At 69.0% G+C, this 14,768-nt stretch carries 11 protein-coding genes; 1 reads left to right on the top strand and 10 read right to left on the bottom strand.

What is annotated here, in order from left to right:
* Positions 1-46: 46 nt before the first annotated feature.
* The 6 genes from AC4OXY_RS19690 to AC4OXY_RS19715 form a co-directional block, all read right to left on the bottom strand.
* Positions 47-1,114: a tetratricopeptide repeat protein gene (locus AC4OXY_RS19690; RefSeq protein ID WP_491994313.1), complete on the bottom strand. Its 1,068-nt coding sequence runs from the start codon at positions 1,112-1,114 to the stop codon at positions 47-49.
* Entirely contained in the window at positions 1,114-2,265 is a 1,152-nt protein-coding gene (locus tag AC4OXY_RS19695) for a DUF4331 family protein (protein WP_376285515.1), read from the bottom strand. Before AC4OXY_RS19695 ends, AC4OXY_RS19690 begins: the two co-directional genes overlap by 1 nt.
* A 47-nt stretch (positions 2,266-2,312) precedes the next feature.
* Complete coding sequence (locus tag AC4OXY_RS19700) at positions 2,313-2,822, bottom strand: hypothetical protein (protein WP_356022760.1); 510 nt, start codon at positions 2,820-2,822, stop codon at positions 2,313-2,315.
* Between the two features lie 188 nt (positions 2,823-3,010).
* Positions 3,011-4,141, bottom strand: a complete 1,131-nt coding sequence (locus AC4OXY_RS19705; RefSeq protein ID WP_491994314.1) for a catalase family protein — start codon at positions 4,139-4,141, stop codon at positions 3,011-3,013.
* A 54-nt stretch (positions 4,142-4,195) separates the two neighbouring features.
* Positions 4,196-5,548, bottom strand: coding sequence for a Dyp-type peroxidase (locus AC4OXY_RS19710; RefSeq protein WP_491994315.1), 1,353 nt, complete (start codon positions 5,546-5,548; stop codon positions 4,196-4,198).
* Between the two features lie 113 nt (positions 5,549-5,661).
* Positions 5,662-6,135, bottom strand: a complete 474-nt coding sequence (locus tag AC4OXY_RS19715; RefSeq protein ID WP_491994316.1) for a hypothetical protein — start codon at positions 6,133-6,135, stop codon at positions 5,662-5,664.
* A gap of 536 nt (positions 6,136-6,671) precedes the next feature.
* Here AC4OXY_RS19715 and AC4OXY_RS19720 point away from each other — a divergent pair.
* A complete protein-coding gene (locus AC4OXY_RS19720; RefSeq protein WP_491994317.1) occupies positions 6,672-7,349 on the top strand; it encodes a GAP family protein in 678 nt (225 codons plus the stop codon).
* 238 nt (positions 7,350-7,587) lie between these two features.
* Here the strand turns inward: AC4OXY_RS19720 and AC4OXY_RS19725 are convergent, their stop codons facing one another.
* The 4 genes from AC4OXY_RS19725 to mrdA form a co-directional block, all read right to left on the bottom strand.
* A complete protein-coding gene (locus AC4OXY_RS19725) occupies positions 7,588-9,549 on the bottom strand; it encodes a TIGR03960 family B12-binding radical SAM protein (protein WP_491994318.1) in 1,962 nt (653 codons plus the stop codon).
* A gap of 70 nt (positions 9,550-9,619) precedes the next feature.
* Entirely contained in the window at positions 9,620-11,140 is a 1,521-nt protein-coding gene (locus AC4OXY_RS19730; protein ID WP_491994319.1) for a CYTH and CHAD domain-containing protein, read from the bottom strand.
* A gap of 91 nt (positions 11,141-11,231) precedes the next feature.
* A complete protein-coding gene (rodA, locus tag AC4OXY_RS19735) occupies positions 11,232-12,425 on the bottom strand; it encodes a rod shape-determining protein RodA (protein ID WP_376285531.1) in 1,194 nt (397 codons plus the stop codon).
* Positions 12,422-14,680: a penicillin-binding protein 2 gene (mrdA, locus tag AC4OXY_RS19740; protein WP_356022779.1), complete on the bottom strand. Its 2,259-nt coding sequence runs from the start codon at positions 14,678-14,680 to the stop codon at positions 12,422-12,424. Before mrdA ends, rodA begins: the two co-directional genes overlap by 4 nt.
* Positions 14,681-14,768 lie beyond the last annotated feature (88 nt).

A 14,768-nucleotide genomic window follows, 5' to 3' on the forward strand; every position in this document is an offset into this window, starting at 1 on the left:
TCCTTCCGGTCGACTATCGGCGACTTTGTACCAATTGCCGCTACTTTCAGTGCTGTCCGACACGGCACATCGCGCGATTGACGAGCGCCTGAGCGCGCGGGGTCGCGCGGAGCGCAAGGTTCCACCGCGCGAGCCGAAGCGCTCGCTGGGGATCGCCGCCGACGGTCAGCCAGAACTCCGCCGCGTGATCGGCGTACGCCTCCGGGTGGCGCGCCATCAACTCCTCGTAGCGCGCGGCAGCGTGGGCACGCCAGAATCGAGCCTCCGCCGACGCCTCGCCCCCGCCCAGGAGGCGGACAAGCCGGGTCGCGTAGTCGGGATCGTCGCTGACGAGGGCCAGCCGGCGCAGACGCTCTGTCGCCACGGCCGTCCGGCCTTCGGCGGCGTCGGTCTCAGCGAGCCGACCCTGGGCCGGCACATAGGACGGCAGTCGGCGAGCGGCCGACTCCAGCCAGACGCGCGCGCTCACCAGCCTGCCCTGGGCCAGCCACGTCTGCCCGCACTGGAATTCGAGAACCGCGAGGGGAAAGGGGCTGACCCCGCGGTAGGCGCCTCTCGCCGCCAGAAACCACGTCCCGGCCTCGTCGGGCTCGCCGCTCTCGGCATGACAGCGGGCCATGGCACCGAGGGTCCTGAAGTCCCGCCCCCTCGACAACCCCTGCCGATGCAGCGCGAGCGCGTCCTCGTACTGCCCGACCGCCTGGCAGACGGCTGCTCGCTCCTCGTCCGCACTTCTCCGATCGAACCCCAGCGCAGCCGCCCCATCCAGATCGTCCAGCGCCGCCGCGAACCGGTGGAAGAGGCCCGCCAGCCTGGCGCGCGCCATGAGCGAGCGAGGATCGCGTGGCGCCTGGTCGACGAACGTCCCGGCCAGCGACGCCGCGCGCTCGGCCTCGTCGATGCGGCCCCGCACGTGCCCGCGCAGGGCGGTCAGCTCCACCAACTCGCCCCAGCCGTCAGCGGTGAGCCTTCCGCGTGTCGCCTGCGACGTCAGTCCTTCGATGCGCGCGTCGAGGTTGCCCATGGCGATGACGCCGGCCGTCGTGGGCGGCCCGCCCGCGAGATCGGGCCCGCTCTCACCACCGGCATGCGTGGCCGCCGTGGAACCGCTCATCAGCTTGCGGCGGCCGTCGGGACGGAAACGGGTTCGGGCGGGTCGGGGTTGGGCGGTGCCAGGTACGGGAACTCACGCGAAGCCGGGACGGTCCCGTCGACGCCGTCGCTCACGCGCGGACCATGGCCCGCGTTGACGATCAGCGTGTAGAGCGTGTCGATGACATCGTCGTTGAGCGACCGGCCGCCACAGGTCTCATGCTCCCGGCCCTCCAGCAAGGCCCGCTCGATCTCGAAATAGCTGTCTTCGGCGTACGGCTTGGCCACGTCCACGACCAGGAAGTCCGCGAGCAGCAGCTCCGTCAGCGGATGCGTCCCGTCCGGCTGCGTCGTCCAGTCCGCCTTGCCGTCGAGGCCGTCGAAGAAGACCAGGTTGGCGTTGAGACGTGCGCGATAGGCGTCCACGTAGCTCGGGCCCAGCCGGAACGGGTCCTCCTCGTTGTAGAGATCGCGCAGGTCAACGACCTTATTGGCGGCGTCGACCCCGTTGTCCGACAGGAGGATGTTCTTGACCTCGGGGCGGCCGAGGCGTTCGAGGCGCACGGGATACGGTCCGACCGTGACGGTTTCCGCCGCAACGGCGAAGACGCTCCCCGAGGCCGCCCCGAACACCCTGGCGACGTCGAGCTCTGCCACGACGGTGAGGACGTCGGCGCCCTCCAGTGAGTTGGTGCCCTTCGGTACGAAGGCGAGCCGCCGCCTCGCCCGTGTCTCCACCTCCTTGGCCACGTCCATGAAGAAGGGATCCAGCCGCAGCCCGGCGTAGCATCGCACGCCATGGCCCTCGCCGCCCCGCTCGTCATTCACCAGCAACGAAACCGATTCGCCGTCGGGCAGTACGCACGTTCCCCGCTGCGTCACCTCCCCGTCGTCATCCGGTCCGACCGGAATCGAGAAGGTGCAGGAAAGCGTGAATTCGTCGGTGCCGACATCGAGGAGTGAACCGGAATCTCCCGTGGGCACGGATGCCGGACGGACGCGGAAGCGATAGCCGGCAGCGTCGGAGAACAGGGCTCCCGGCCGCGCGTTGGGAAAGACATTCATGACCAGGACGAGCCGGCCCGGCCGGGAGGGGCTGGGAAAGGCATAGAGGTCGGTCAGGTCTATGGCCGGATCGGCCAGGGCGCGGGTGCCGGAAAGATGGTCGGACATGATGCTGCGACCTCCGCTGACGGGCCCGAGCGGACGCGGGACAGCTGCTAGCTGGACGCCGTGTCCAGCAACGCGTTGAACGCCTGCGTGACCTTCTGCGCCTTGGCGGTGTCCTCGACCGTCATGGTCGGATTGGAGGCGTACCACATGTCGGCCTCCACGATCTTCGTCGCCAGCCAGTCGACGATGTTCGGAGAGGTCGCCCCGGGCCAGCCCTCGACGACACCTTCGAACATCTCATCGAACCACGGCGCGGCATTGGCGAAGATGTCAGCCATGTACGGCTTGAAGTCACCGTCGTAGGTGACCGCGCCTATGACCTGGGTGTCATTGTTGATGAACGTGACACGGAAGTCGTGGACAGTGCCGACGATCTTTTCGTACCGAAAGGCGTCGTCCTGGATCTTGGCGGCGTTCTGGTGGAACTTCTCTGCCCCGCCTGGCTTGGCATCGAGGAGAACGGTGATTTCCGCTACCTCCCCGATCCGCTTGCCGAGACCGTCGGGCTGCCTGGCCACGGTTGGAGTCGCCGACCTGGCGGAGCTCTGTGCCGTCATGACTCCCTCTCCCTTTGATCGTCTACCGGCTGGGCTGCGGGCTCCCCTCCCTTCTGAGTACATTCCGGAAGGCCCACATAGCCAGCTTTGTCGCCCCCCGGGGTGTCGGCAAGCCGATCAGGCCCCCGGGTCGACGTCCACCTCGGGGAGCCATTCACAACCACATGCGCCACAGATGACATCCGGCGTCATTGTGCCGGGCCAAGTACGTCGTCGGCGCTTCGCGGCTCTGTGCGCGGCTGCTGGTTGAGCTTGTGACGGGCGATGGAGGACCGCCGGTAGACCTCTTTGCGGGCCCGCATGATGTTGCCCAGGGGGGCGTGTTCGGCGGTGACCCGCCAGGGGGTGAAGGAGAGTGCGTCCATCTTCTCCAGGTTCTCCGGGCCGGAGATGTCCTGCTGCGGGAGCCGCAGCCTGGCCACGGTGACGGGCGGCGAGAGCTGCTCGGGCCACTCCACGGTGGTGTCCTCCACCGGCATGCGCTCCAGGTCGGTGCACAGTTGGACCTGGATGTCGAAGACGTAGGGCCGCTCCTGCAACTCGGCTTGCAGAGCCGGCCGGAAGACCTCTGCCGCGGAGGCCGGGTCGATGGTGCGCCGGACCACCGCGGCGGCACTGGACGGGTCGGGGGTGATGCGCACCTTGGCGATGTAGTCCCCGTGCCGGACCGCGCCCATCGTCCAGTAGCTCGACAGCAGCAGGTTCGCCGGAGGGTTCTTCGACAGGCGGAGGAAGGCAAGGAACTCGTCCCATGCCCAGTCGGCCTGGTCCAGGGTTCCCTTTCCGGTCACGAACTCGGTGTAGAAGCGATGTGCGCCTGGGCGACCCTGGGAGAAGTAGGCCGGCGCGTCCAGGAACAGGTCCTGGATGAACAGGTAGTGCTCGACCGTGTTGCAGAAGAAGATCGGGCCGTTGATGTTGACGTAGTCGAAGGTGCCTGTGTCCGGTTCGTCTTCCAGCAGGGTCGGGCCGGGGATGTCGAAGATCTTCAGTGCCAGTCCGGTGGCGGTGCCCAGGCGTGCGTCGGCTCCGGCATGGGGCGAGCCGTTGGAGAAACGGATGAGCGCGTCGTGGGTTCCCGGGGTCGCGTAGATGCCCTGGGCGTACTCGGCGGGGAGCCCGGCCAGGATCTCCACTTCCCCGCGGACCAGTCCGTAGCCCTTGGCATGAGCGTCGCGGAGGGCTCGTCCGGTGCCGCCGGCCGTGACCGACCCGGCGATGTAGCTCTCGGTCTTTTCGATCACCGTCTGAACGTTGCGGTCGAAGTCCGGGTCGTCGTCTTCGACGTCAGGCGTGTAGCGGACGAACTGTGCTGCCATGACCTTCGACCTCTCCTCGCAGAGCGTGATCGGACCTCAGGGGGGGAACCGCTGTCAGTCCTCAAGTTCGGCGAGCCAGCGCAGGGCGCGCAGTCCTGGCACGAAGCAGTACTCACCGCCCCGGGTGACCACGAAGCTGGGCAGGTTCTGCAGACGACGCCGGACCGGCTTCTCCGGGATGGTCACGGTGCCGGTTCCGCCGTGATGCCCGGCCACCGGATCCTTCTCGCCGGGATAGCCGATGAAGTTGCCGTCGTTGACCCACTCGGCCTTGATGAACTCGAACTGCCGCTCCAGGTGGGCTCCGATGAAGACTCCGATCAGGCCGCGGTCGGCGCCGTCGTCGTCCAGAACGCCCTCGGGCAGAGGTGGGCCGTAGGTGGTGCCGCGGCGGATGAGACGGTGCATCCGCGCGTCGCCGATGATGGTGGCATCGCGGGGGTTGGTGCGCCGGATGTGTGCACCGGCGGGGCACCGGTACCCCCGGTCGTCGTTCTCCCGGTACAGGAAGTTGTTGACGCGGTGCGGATCGGCCGCCAGCTCCGGATCATCGTGCTCCGGAGTCAGTGTCAGCGGGGCGCCGCTCGGCCAGCGCCCGACCATCTTGGCCGCCAGGAGTGCCTCCTCCTCGGCGCTGGAGGTGTTCGCGCGCAGGTACTGCCGCCAGGCCGCCACGTTGGTGTGGATCTTGCGGACGGCCGCGTAGGTGCCGTTGCGTCCCAGCACATCGGGGCTGGGCATGGGCGGCAGACTGCCGGTTTCGTCGGGGTAGCCGAGGATGAACTCGCCGGCCTTGATGGGGGTTTCCCGCGGGTTGGAACCGGGCAGTCCGACGCCCTCGATGTTCGGATGGCTGATGCCGTCACGGAAGCCGAAGGTGGTGCGTCCGGTCGGGAGCTGGTGGACGTCCTGCTGCCAGATCACCTGGACACCGGGTGTGTCCTCGAAGGCGACACGGGCCCGCTCCAGCTCCTTGCCCAGCTGCGCCGCATCGGAGGCGAGGGCGCTCAACGCGATATGGACATCGCCCGTTCCGAACGGTGCCTCCCAGCGGTCCGGGGCGCTCTCGCCCACGTCGCCGATCAGCTCCGCCCGAGCGGCCATGCCCTCACGAAACGCCCGCGGAAAGCTGTCCAGCGACTCCTGGCGGACCCCCAGGGCCCTCAGCCCCTCATAGGTGAACGCCACCGCGACCCAGGCATCCCGGCTCGGGTCCACGTCGGGCAGACCACCCGCCGTCACCGGAAGCAGCCGCCGCAGCAGGGCGCGCCCGGCGTGACGGTCGTCGACCCGCAGGAAGATGAACTTTCCCTCGTAGGGCACGGGCCGTGGACGCAGTGCCCCACTCTGGACGTCATCGATCTCCACGCCCATATCGGCTGCGCCGCTGCTTGCCACCGTGTTCATGATCGCCTGTGCCTCCACATCGGCCTCTGCCTGGGCAGACCCGCAGCGGCCGACCCGCGCCCGACACGGTCCACCGATCTTGGGTCGTTCTGAGGGTTGGTTGTGTCCGACTGCTAGGCCGAGGCTTCCTCCAGCAGCTTCTGGAAGGCCGGCGTGGCCACCAACTCCGCGTTGGCCGGGTTCTCCAGCATCGCCCGGAACTGGGGAGTGTCCAGCACCTCCTCGAACGCCTCGTCCACGCGGTGGTCCTTCCAGATCTGCTGAACGGTCAGATCGGGATAGGAGCTGACGAAGGCTCCTGCGGGGGCTTGGTGGGCGACGAACCAGTCCTTCACCCCTGGGTCAGCGACGCCGGGGAACCCAACGCTGTGCGAGAAGATCTTGTCGAAGTTCGCCCCGATGACCGTATGGGCGAAGTCGTCGATGTAGGTGTCCCAGGAGCCGTCGAAGACGCTGGCGAACATGAACCGGGTGTCATTGTCGAAGATCACGTGCCGTGCGTCATGCAGGGTGCCGATCTGGCGCAGCGCCGCACGGGAGTCCTCCCTGGACGACCCGCTGGTGAGCGCGGCGAGATCCTCACGCAACGCATCAGCATGGCCCGGCTTGATCTCCGTATAGACGGTGAACTCGCTACAAACCCCATCCGACCTGCCCGGACGCTCGGGGTGAGCCGATTGGGTTGCACCTGTCGTCGCATTCATCGTGCCGTCCTCCTGCCACGGCTCGGTCCGAGGGTCGCCAAGCGCCCGACCATGATGCGCCATCGCCCTCACAAATCAATCCTCACCACGGACACACCGCCGCGCATCCCGGGCCCGGGCCGACGTGGTCGCCTGAGGCGGATCCCCGGGAAACTCCGGCACTGCGGGGACCGGCCCGATCCCTCCCGTCCCGAGAGGCTCCCGAGGACAGATCCGGCCAAGGGCAGGAAAATGGAACGGGTGGGACGTGCCGAGTACGTCTCGTCACCGTTCCCGGGCAGCCGCTTGCGCACGGCCCTGGAGAGAGCGGCCCGGCCGATCGCACACCGACCCGTTGCGCCGCCGAGGCGGCCGGGGCACCCTCTCGCGCCATGCCCTGCTCGACCGGATCGCCACCCTGACCTCATGCGGAGGCAATCATGGGCGCAGTTCTCGGTGACGTACTGGGTTTCGCGGCCGCCGTCGCAGTCAGCCCGCTCCCCATCATCGCCGTCATCCTCATACTCGCCACGCCTCGGGGACATCTCAACGGGGTCCTCTTCACCGTCGGCTGGATCCTGGGACTCGCGGCACTGGGCGCGGTGATGCTGGCGATCGCTTCCCCGGCTGGTGCCTCCGCCCGCAACCACCCGGCCACCTGGGTGGGAGCCCTCAAGCTCGCCCTGGGCCTGTTCCTCGTCCTCTTCGGCGCCCGGCAATGGCACCGGCGCCCAAGGGATCCCTCACAAGCCCAACTGCCGAAGTGGATGAACGCGATCGACCGCCTCACCCCGGTCAGGGTCTTCGCGCTCGGACTGGCCCTGGCCGCGCTCAACGCCAAGAACGCCCCGCTGACCATCGCCGCGGGGGCCGCGATCGGCTCGGCCGGCCTGCCGGTGGGGCAGCAGATCGCATCTCTGGCGATCTTCGTCCTGATCGCCACCCTCGGCCTGCTGGCCCCACTGGGAGTGTTCCTGCTCGGAGGAGAACGAGCCAGGACCACGCTCGGCAGCTGGAAGAACTGGGCAGCTCAGCACAATGTCGCCGTGATGGCGGTCCTGTTCTTCGTCCTCGGGCTGAAGCTGCTTGGAGACGGCATCTCCATCCTCGTCTCCTGACAGGCTTACCCAGGCATGACGGTGTGGTCCGCGCACAGACCTGGAACGGACCTCAGACCCACTCCACCTCGGAGACGATGTGTGGAGCTCGTCCAGGGCCCGGCACCGGCGTCCGGGAGGACGCTGGCGACGCCGACGGACGAGAGCTCGAAGCACCGGCCGCAGCCAACGCCGCCGCCACCTCCCCCTCGCTCACCCCGTCAGCGCCTCAACCACCCGATCGAGTGCCTCGCTCACGTCAGTGCGCGTGACCACTCGCCGCCGGCGTCGGACCTGCGTTCTTGACCGTCAGCGGCAGCAGCTTCTTGCCGGTCGGGCCGATCTGGATGTGGGTGTCCATCTGCGGGCAGACGCCGCAGTCGAAGCACGGGGTCCAGCGGCAGTCCTCGACCTCCGTCTCGTCGAGGGCGTCCTGCCAGTCCTCCCAGAGCCAGTCCTTGTCCAGGCCGGAGTCGAGGTGGTCCCAGGGGAGGACTTCCTCGTAGGAGCGCTCGCGCGTCGTGTACCAGTCGACGTCCACGCCGAAGGGGGCCAGGGCCTTCTCGGCGCAGGCCATCCAGCGGTCGTAGGAGAAGTGCTCGCGCCAGCCGTCGAAGCGGCCGCCGTCGTCGTAGACCGCGCGGATCACGGCGCCGATGCGGCGGTCGCCGCGGGACAGGAGGCCTTCGACGATGCCCGGCTTGCCGTCGTGGTAGCGGAAGCCGATCGAGCGGCCGTACTTCTTGTCGCCGCGGATCTTGTCGCGGAGCTTGGCCAGGCGGGCGTCCGTCTCCTCCGCGGAGAGCTGCGGGGCCCACTGGAAGGGCGTGTGGGGCTTGGGGACGAAGCCGCCGATCGAGACCGTGCAGCGGATGTCGTTCGAGCCCGAGACCTCGCGGCCCTTCTGGATGACGTGCGTCGCCATGTCGGCGATCTGGAGGACGTCGTCGTCGGTCTCCGTCGGCAGGCCGCACATGAAGTAGAGCTTCACCTGGCGCCAGCCGTTGCCGTAGGCCGTCGCGACCGTACGGATGAGGTCCTCTTCCGAGACCATCTTGTTGATGACCTTGCGCATGCGCTCCGAGCCGCCCTCGGGGGCGAAGGTCAGGCCGGAGCGGCGGCCGTTGCGGGTCAGCTCGTTCGCCAGGTCGACGTTGAAGGCGTCGACCCGGGTGGAGGGGAGCGAGAGGCCGATCTTGTCCTCCGTGTAGCGGTCGGCCAGGCCCTTGGCGATGTCGCCGATCTCCGAATGGTCCGCGGAGGAGAGGGAGAGGAGGCCCACCTCCTCGAAGCCCGTCGCCTTCAGGCCCTTGTCGACCATCTCGCCGATGCCCGTGATCGAGCGCTCGCGCACCGGGCGGGTGATCATGCCCGCCTGGCAGAAGCGGCAGCCGCGCGTGCAGCCGCGGAAGATCTCGACCGACATGCGCTCGTGGACCGTCTCGGCCAGGGGCACGAGGGGCTGCTTGGGGTACGGCCACTCGTCGAGGTCCATGACGGTGTGCTTCGACACGCGCCAGGGGACACCGCTCTTGTTCGGGACGACGCGGGCGATACGGCCGTCCGAGAGGTACTCGACGTCGTAGAACGCCGGGATGTAGACCGCTCCGGTCTTCGCGAGGCGGAAGAGGACCTCCTCGCGGCCGCCCGGGCTGCCCTCCGCCTTCCACTGGCGGATGATCTTCGTCATGTCGAGGACGGCCTGCTCGCCGTCGCCGATGATCGCCGCGTCGATGAAGTCGGCGATCGGCTCGGGGTTGAAGGCCGCGTGGCCGCCCGCGAGGACGATCGGGTCGTCGGTCGTGCGGTCCTTGGACTCCAGCGGGATACCCGCCAGGTCCAGCGCCGTCAGCATGTTGGTGTAGCCCAGCTCGGTGGAGAAGGACAGGCCGAACACGTCGAAGGCCTTCACCGGGCGGTGGCTGTCGACCGTGAACTGCGGGACGCGGTGCTCGCGCATCAGCGCCTCCAGGTCCGGCCACACGCTGTACGTGCGCTCGGCGAGGACGCCGTCCTGCTCGTTGAGCACCTCGTAGAGGATCATGACGCCCTGGTTGGGCAGACCGACCTCGTACGCGTCCGGGTACATGAGCGCCCAGCGGACGTCGCAGCTGTCCCACTCCTTGACGGTGGAGTTCAGCTCGCCGCCCACGTACTGGATCGGCTTCTGCACATGCGGGAGCAGGGCTTCGAGCTGCGGGAACACCGACTCGACAGACATCGGGGGAACCTTTGTGAGCTGACAGGGGTGACCATCAAGCCTAACCCGGCCGGGCGGTCGTCCCGAACGCTCAGCCGGGGGTCCGGTGCGTGATCTCCCGCCACAGGCCGGGCAGCTCCGTCTCCGCGGCCGCGGCCCGCGCCTCCTCCCTGCCGTACAGCAGCCCGTACGTGAACCCGCTCTCACCCGCCTGCGCCCCCGCGGACAGCTCGCGCAGGGTCCGGCGGGCCATGACGCTGTCCTGGTGCTCGCCGAGGAGGGTCGTGAGGGACTTCATGTCCTTGGTGAGGGCGCGGGCCGGCTTGCCGAGGGCCTCGGTGGCCGCCTCGGCCGCGTACCGGGTGCGCTTGGCCATCTTGCGGGCCTCGTGCACGGCGATGTCGCGCTCCTCGCCGGGCGGGGCGTCGAGCGCCTGCCCGATCAGGTCCGACAGGGTCGCGAGGTCCTTGCGTACGGCCTTGTCGAGCACCTTCTTCGGCGGCTTGCCGGCCGCGGGGCGCAGGGGCGGGGTGGCGAGGAGGGTGTCCACGGTGTCCAGCAGGGTCAGATAGCGGCGGGAGTCCAGGACGCCGGTGAGATGGCCGTGCGCGCTGCCGTGGCGGGCCTCGGCCCAGGAGGCGAGGCGGGCGCGGACCGGGCCGGTGACCAGGTCGGGCGGGAGGGCGTCGAGGGCGGTCGTCAGGCGGTCGGCCAGCACCTCCTGGTCGCGGTCGACGCCCAGCTCGCCCGCGAGCCACTTCAGCTCCGCGCCGATGGGGTCGGTGACGCTCCGGTCGAGGACCGAGCGGAAGCTGCGCAGGGTGCTGCGGGCGCGGCGGGTGGCGACCCGCATCCGGTGCACCGAGTCGGGCACGTCACGGCGGACGGCGGGGTCCAGCTCGACCAGTACGTCCCGCTGGGCGCGGAGGTAGGCGAGGACGTGGTCGCCGGCCGTCACCGGCGGCCGGGCGCCCTTGCTCCGCCGTCCGGCCTTGCTCTTCCCGTGGTGCCCCCGGCCCGAGGTCTGCTCCAGGGCCCGGGCGAGCTTCGACGGCGACGTCGAGGGGCGTACGCCGGCCTTGCGCAGCCGCTTGTCCACCAGGTCCAGGAAGGCGGGGTCGCCGTCGTCGGCCAGCTCCACCTCGATCTCGGTCCACTGGGCGGCTCCGCCCTTGCGGGTGAGGCGTTGCGCGGTCACGGAGTCGACGCTCGCCTCGGCCAGCAGTACGCCGTCGGCGTCGAGCAGATGGCGGACGTCGCGTGCGGAGCGGAGGCGGACCAGGGGGATCAGTTCGGCGTCCCTGACCCGGGAGCGGACGAGGGCGGCCAGTTCCTCGGGGACGGTGTCGGAGAGCGGAGCGCGGATCTCGTCGCGGACCCCGGGGGCGACCGGGAGCTTCAGATGCCAGCCGGCGTCCGAGCCGCCGGTGCGGCGGCGCAGGGTGAGGGAGGCGGCGGCCAGGCGTTCGTCGGCTGTGTCGTAGTAGGTGGCGTCGAGGTCGACCACGCCCTTGTCGAGCACGGCCGCCACCCCACCGACGCCGGTCAGGTCGGGCAGCCCGCTGTCGTCGGATTCGTACTTGCGCTCGATCTCGCGTTTCGCATCCGCCATGGACTGAATCTAGTGCGGCGCGGGCCGAAGCGGCAGGGCCCACTCCGGGTGAATGGCGGGAAAACTCCGGTCACCCACCCGGAAAACGACCTCACGCCGACATGGGTCTCTGCACCTTGATCGACTGGAGCAGCCCGACGGCCACCCAGACCGCGAACATCGACGAGCCGCCGTACGACACGAACGGCAGCGGCAGGCCGGTGACCGGCATGATGCCGAGGGTCATGCCGATGTTCTCGAAGGACTGGAAGGCGAACCAGGCGACGATCCCGGCGGCCACCACCGTGCCGTACAGCTCCGTCGAGTCGCGGGCGATGCGGCAGGCCCGCCACAGGATCACCCCGACCAGGGCGATGATCAGGCCCGCGCCGAGGAAGCCCAGCTCCTCCCCCGCGACCGTGAAGACGAAGTCCGTCTGCTGCTCGGGCACGAACTGGCCGGTGGTCTGCGAGCCGTGGAAGAGGCCCTGCCCGGTCAGACCGCCCGAACCGATGGCGATCCGGGCCTGGTTGGTGTTGTAGCCCACGCCCGCCGGGTCCAGGTTCGGGTTGGCGAAGGCCGCGAAGCGGTTGATCTGGTACTGGTCCAGGATGTGCAGCTGCCAGATGGCGACGCAGCCCATCACGCCGACGGCGAGCAGGCCGAACACCCAGCGGTTGGAGGCGCCGGAGGCCAGCAGGATGCCCAGGATGATGGCCACCATGGCCAGCACCGAGCCGAGGTCCGGCATCAGCAGCAGGATCATGCACGGCACGGCCGCGAGGCCGAGGGACTGGGCCACGGTCCGGTGGTCCGGGTACGTCTTGTCGCCCGCGTCCACCCGCGTGGCCAGCATCATCGCCATGCCGAGGATGATCGCGACCTTGAGGAACTCGGCGGGCTGGATCGAGAAGCCGCCGATCACGATCCAGTTGCGCTGGCCGTTGATGGTGGCGCCGAGCGGGGTGAGGACCACGAGCGCCAGCAGGACCGACAGGCCGTAGAGGATCGGCACGGCGTTGCGCAGGGCGCGGTGGCCCAGCCAGATCGTGCCGATCATCAGGGCGAACCCGATGCCGAGGTTCATCAGATGGCGGACCAGGAAGTAGGACGGGTCGCCCTGGTTGATCTCCGTGCGGTTGCGGGTCGCCGAGAACACCAGCATCGAGCCCAGCAGGGACAGCGCCAGCGCGGCGAGGAGTATCGGCCAGTCCAGCCGGCGGGTCAGCGAGTCGCGGGCGAACAGCCTGGTCCAGCCGGCCCGCGCCGGGCCGTACCCGGAGACGGAGAAGCTGTTGCCGGTCATGAGGGCAGCCTCCGGCTTCCCCGCTTCGGGGTCCGTCGCGGCCGCCTGCGGGTGTTGCGGTTGCCCGTGGTGGGCGAGGGCGAGGTGGCGGGCTGCTGGTCGGTGCCGTTGCTCGGGTTGTTCTGCTGCGAGGCCTCCTCGTCCTTGCCCGGGTCGCCGGTGACCTTCGGGGCGGCGATCGTGCCGTCCGTGCGCACCTTCGGCAGGGTCTTCTGCGGCTCGGGCAGCAGCGCCTTCTTGTTGTCGATGGAGCCGTCGCCCTGGACGCCGTAGAGCGCGCTGTAGATGTTGCGCACGGCCTCACCGGCGGCGCCTGAACCCGTACCGGCCTGGGAGATCGTCATGATCACCGAGTAGTCCTTGGAGTACGTGGCCAGCCAGCCGGTGGTCTGCTTGCCGTAGACCTCCGCCGTGCCGGTCTTGCCGTGCAGCGTGATCTTGTTCTGCGGCCAGCCGTTGAACTTCCACGCCGCCGTACCGCGCGTGATGACGCCCGCGAAGGCGTCGTTCATGCCCTTGAGCGTGGCCTGGCTGACCGGGAGCTTCCGCGCGACCTTGGGCTTGATCTCCTGGACGGTCTTGCCGTCGGGGCTGATGACCGCCTTGCCGATGGTCGGGACGTACTCGGTGCCGCCGTTGGCGACGGCGCCGTAGATCATCGCCTCCTGGATCGGCGTGACGAGCGTGTCGCCCTGGCCGATGGAGTAGTTGATCTCGTCACCCTCGCGCATCTTGTTGCCTTCGAGGCAGTTCTCGTAATAGATCTTCTGGACGTAACTGCCGTCCTTCTTGCCGTACTTGCACCAGACGTCCTTGTTGGCCTTCCAGTAGTCGAGCTTCCACTGGCGGTCGGGGACGCGGCCGGTGACCTCGTTGGGCAGGTCGACGCCGGTCTCCTTGCCGAGGCCGAACTGGTGGGCCGTCTTGAAGAACCAGTCCTTCGGCTGGCCCTTCTTGGGGTTGATGCCGCCGTCCTTCTTCCACTCGTTGTCGCCGAGGCCGTAGAAGACGGTGTCGCAGGAGACCTCCAGGGCGCGGCCGAGGGAGATCGGGCCGAAGTTCTCGCCCTCGAAGTTCTTGAAGACCTGGCCGCCGACCGAGTAGGAGCTGGTGCAGGGGTAGCCGCCGTCCCAGGCGTAGCCCGCCTGGACCGCGGCGGCCGTGGAGACCACCTTGAACGTCGAACCGGGGGCCGCCTGACCCTGTATGGCCCGGTTGAGCAGCGGGTAGTCGGAGTCCTTGCCGGTGAGGTCCTTGTAGTCCTTGGCGGAGATGCCGCCCACCCAGACGTTCGGGTCGTAGGTCGGCGCCGAGGCCATGGCGACGATCCGGCCGGTCTTGGCCTCCATGACGACGACGGCGCCGGAGTCGGCCTTGTAGTTCTCGCCGGTGTTCTTGTCGAACTGCTGGCGGGCGGCCTTCATGGCGTTGTCCAGCTCGTACTCGGCGACGCGCTGCACCCGGGAGTCGATGCTGGTCACCAGGTTGGAACCCGACTCGGGCGGCGTCGCCTTGGCCTTGCCGATGACGCGGCCGAGGTTGTCCACCTCGTAGCGGGTCACGCCGGCCTTGCCGCGCAGTTCCTTGTCGTACTCCCGCTCCAGGCCGGAGCGGCCGACCATGTCGGAACGCAGGTAGGGCGATTCGCTGTTCTTGGCCTGCTGGATCTCGGCGTCGGTGACGGGCGAGAGATAGCCGAGCACCTGGGCGGTGTTGGAGTTGCCCGGGCCGGGGTAGCTGCGCACGGCCTCGGGTTCGGCGCTGATGCCGGGGTAGTCCTCGGAGGCCTCGCGGATCTGCAGGGCCTGCCTGGGCGTGGCCTTGTCGGTGATCGGGATCGGCTGGTACGGCGAGCCGTTCCAGCACGGCTGGGGGGTCTTGGCGTCGCACAGCCGGACCTTCTGCATGACCTCCTCGGGCTTCATGCCGAGGACGCCGGCCAGCTTGGTGAGGACGGCCTTGCCGTCATGCGGCTGCTTGAGCAGGTCGGTGCGGGAGGCGGAGACGACCAGGCGGGTCTCGTTGTCGGCGAGGGGCACGCCCCGGGCGTCCAGGATGTCGCCGCGCACGGCGGGGTCCACGACCTGCTGGACGTGGTTGCCGGACGCCTCCTTCTGGTACTGCGCGCCCTCGCGGATCTGGAGGTACCACAGGCGGCCGCCGAGCGTGCCGAGGAGGGAGAGGACGAGGATCTGGATCACGACGAGCCGGATCTGGACGCGTGGGGTCCGACCGGTCTCGGGGATGTTGGTCACTGCGGCTGCCTCCCCCTCTCAGAGCACGAATGCGAGTACGCGTACGAATGATGAACGACCAGCCTGTGAACGCGCGTTCCGCGACGGC

This window comes from Streptomyces sp. HUAS MG56 (genome assembly GCF_058673395.1).

Bases quoted from the DNA above. Each gene is read 5' to 3' on its own strand.
- AC4OXY_RS19690 (WP_491994313.1), bottom strand. From the start codon at position 1,114: ATGAGCGGTTCCACGGCGGCCACGCATGCCGGTGGTGAGAGCGGGCCC.
- AC4OXY_RS19695 (WP_376285515.1), bottom strand. From the start codon at position 2,265: ATGTCCGACCATCTTTCCGGCACCCGCGCCCTGGCCGATCCGGCCATA.
- AC4OXY_RS19700 (WP_356022760.1), bottom strand. From the start codon at position 2,822: ATGACGGCACAGAGCTCCGCCAGGTCGGCGACTCCAACCGTGGCCAGG.
- AC4OXY_RS19705 (WP_491994314.1), bottom strand. From the start codon at position 4,141: ATGGCAGCACAGTTCGTCCGCTACACGCCTGACGTCGAAGACGACGAC.
- AC4OXY_RS19710 (WP_491994315.1), bottom strand. From the start codon at position 5,548: ATGAACACGGTGGCAAGCAGCGGCGCAGCCGATATGGGCGTGGAGATC.
- AC4OXY_RS19720 (WP_491994317.1), top strand. From the start codon at position 6,672: ATGGGCGCAGTTCTCGGTGACGTACTGGGTTTCGCGGCCGCCGTCGCA.
- AC4OXY_RS19725 (WP_491994318.1), bottom strand. From the start codon at position 9,549: ATGTCTGTCGAGTCGGTGTTCCCGCAGCTCGAAGCCCTGCTCCCGCAT.
- AC4OXY_RS19730 (WP_491994319.1), bottom strand. From the start codon at position 11,140: ATGGCGGATGCGAAACGCGAGATCGAGCGCAAGTACGAATCCGACGAC.
- rodA (WP_376285531.1), bottom strand. From the start codon at position 12,425: ATGACCGGCAACAGCTTCTCCGTCTCCGGGTACGGCCCGGCGCGGGCC.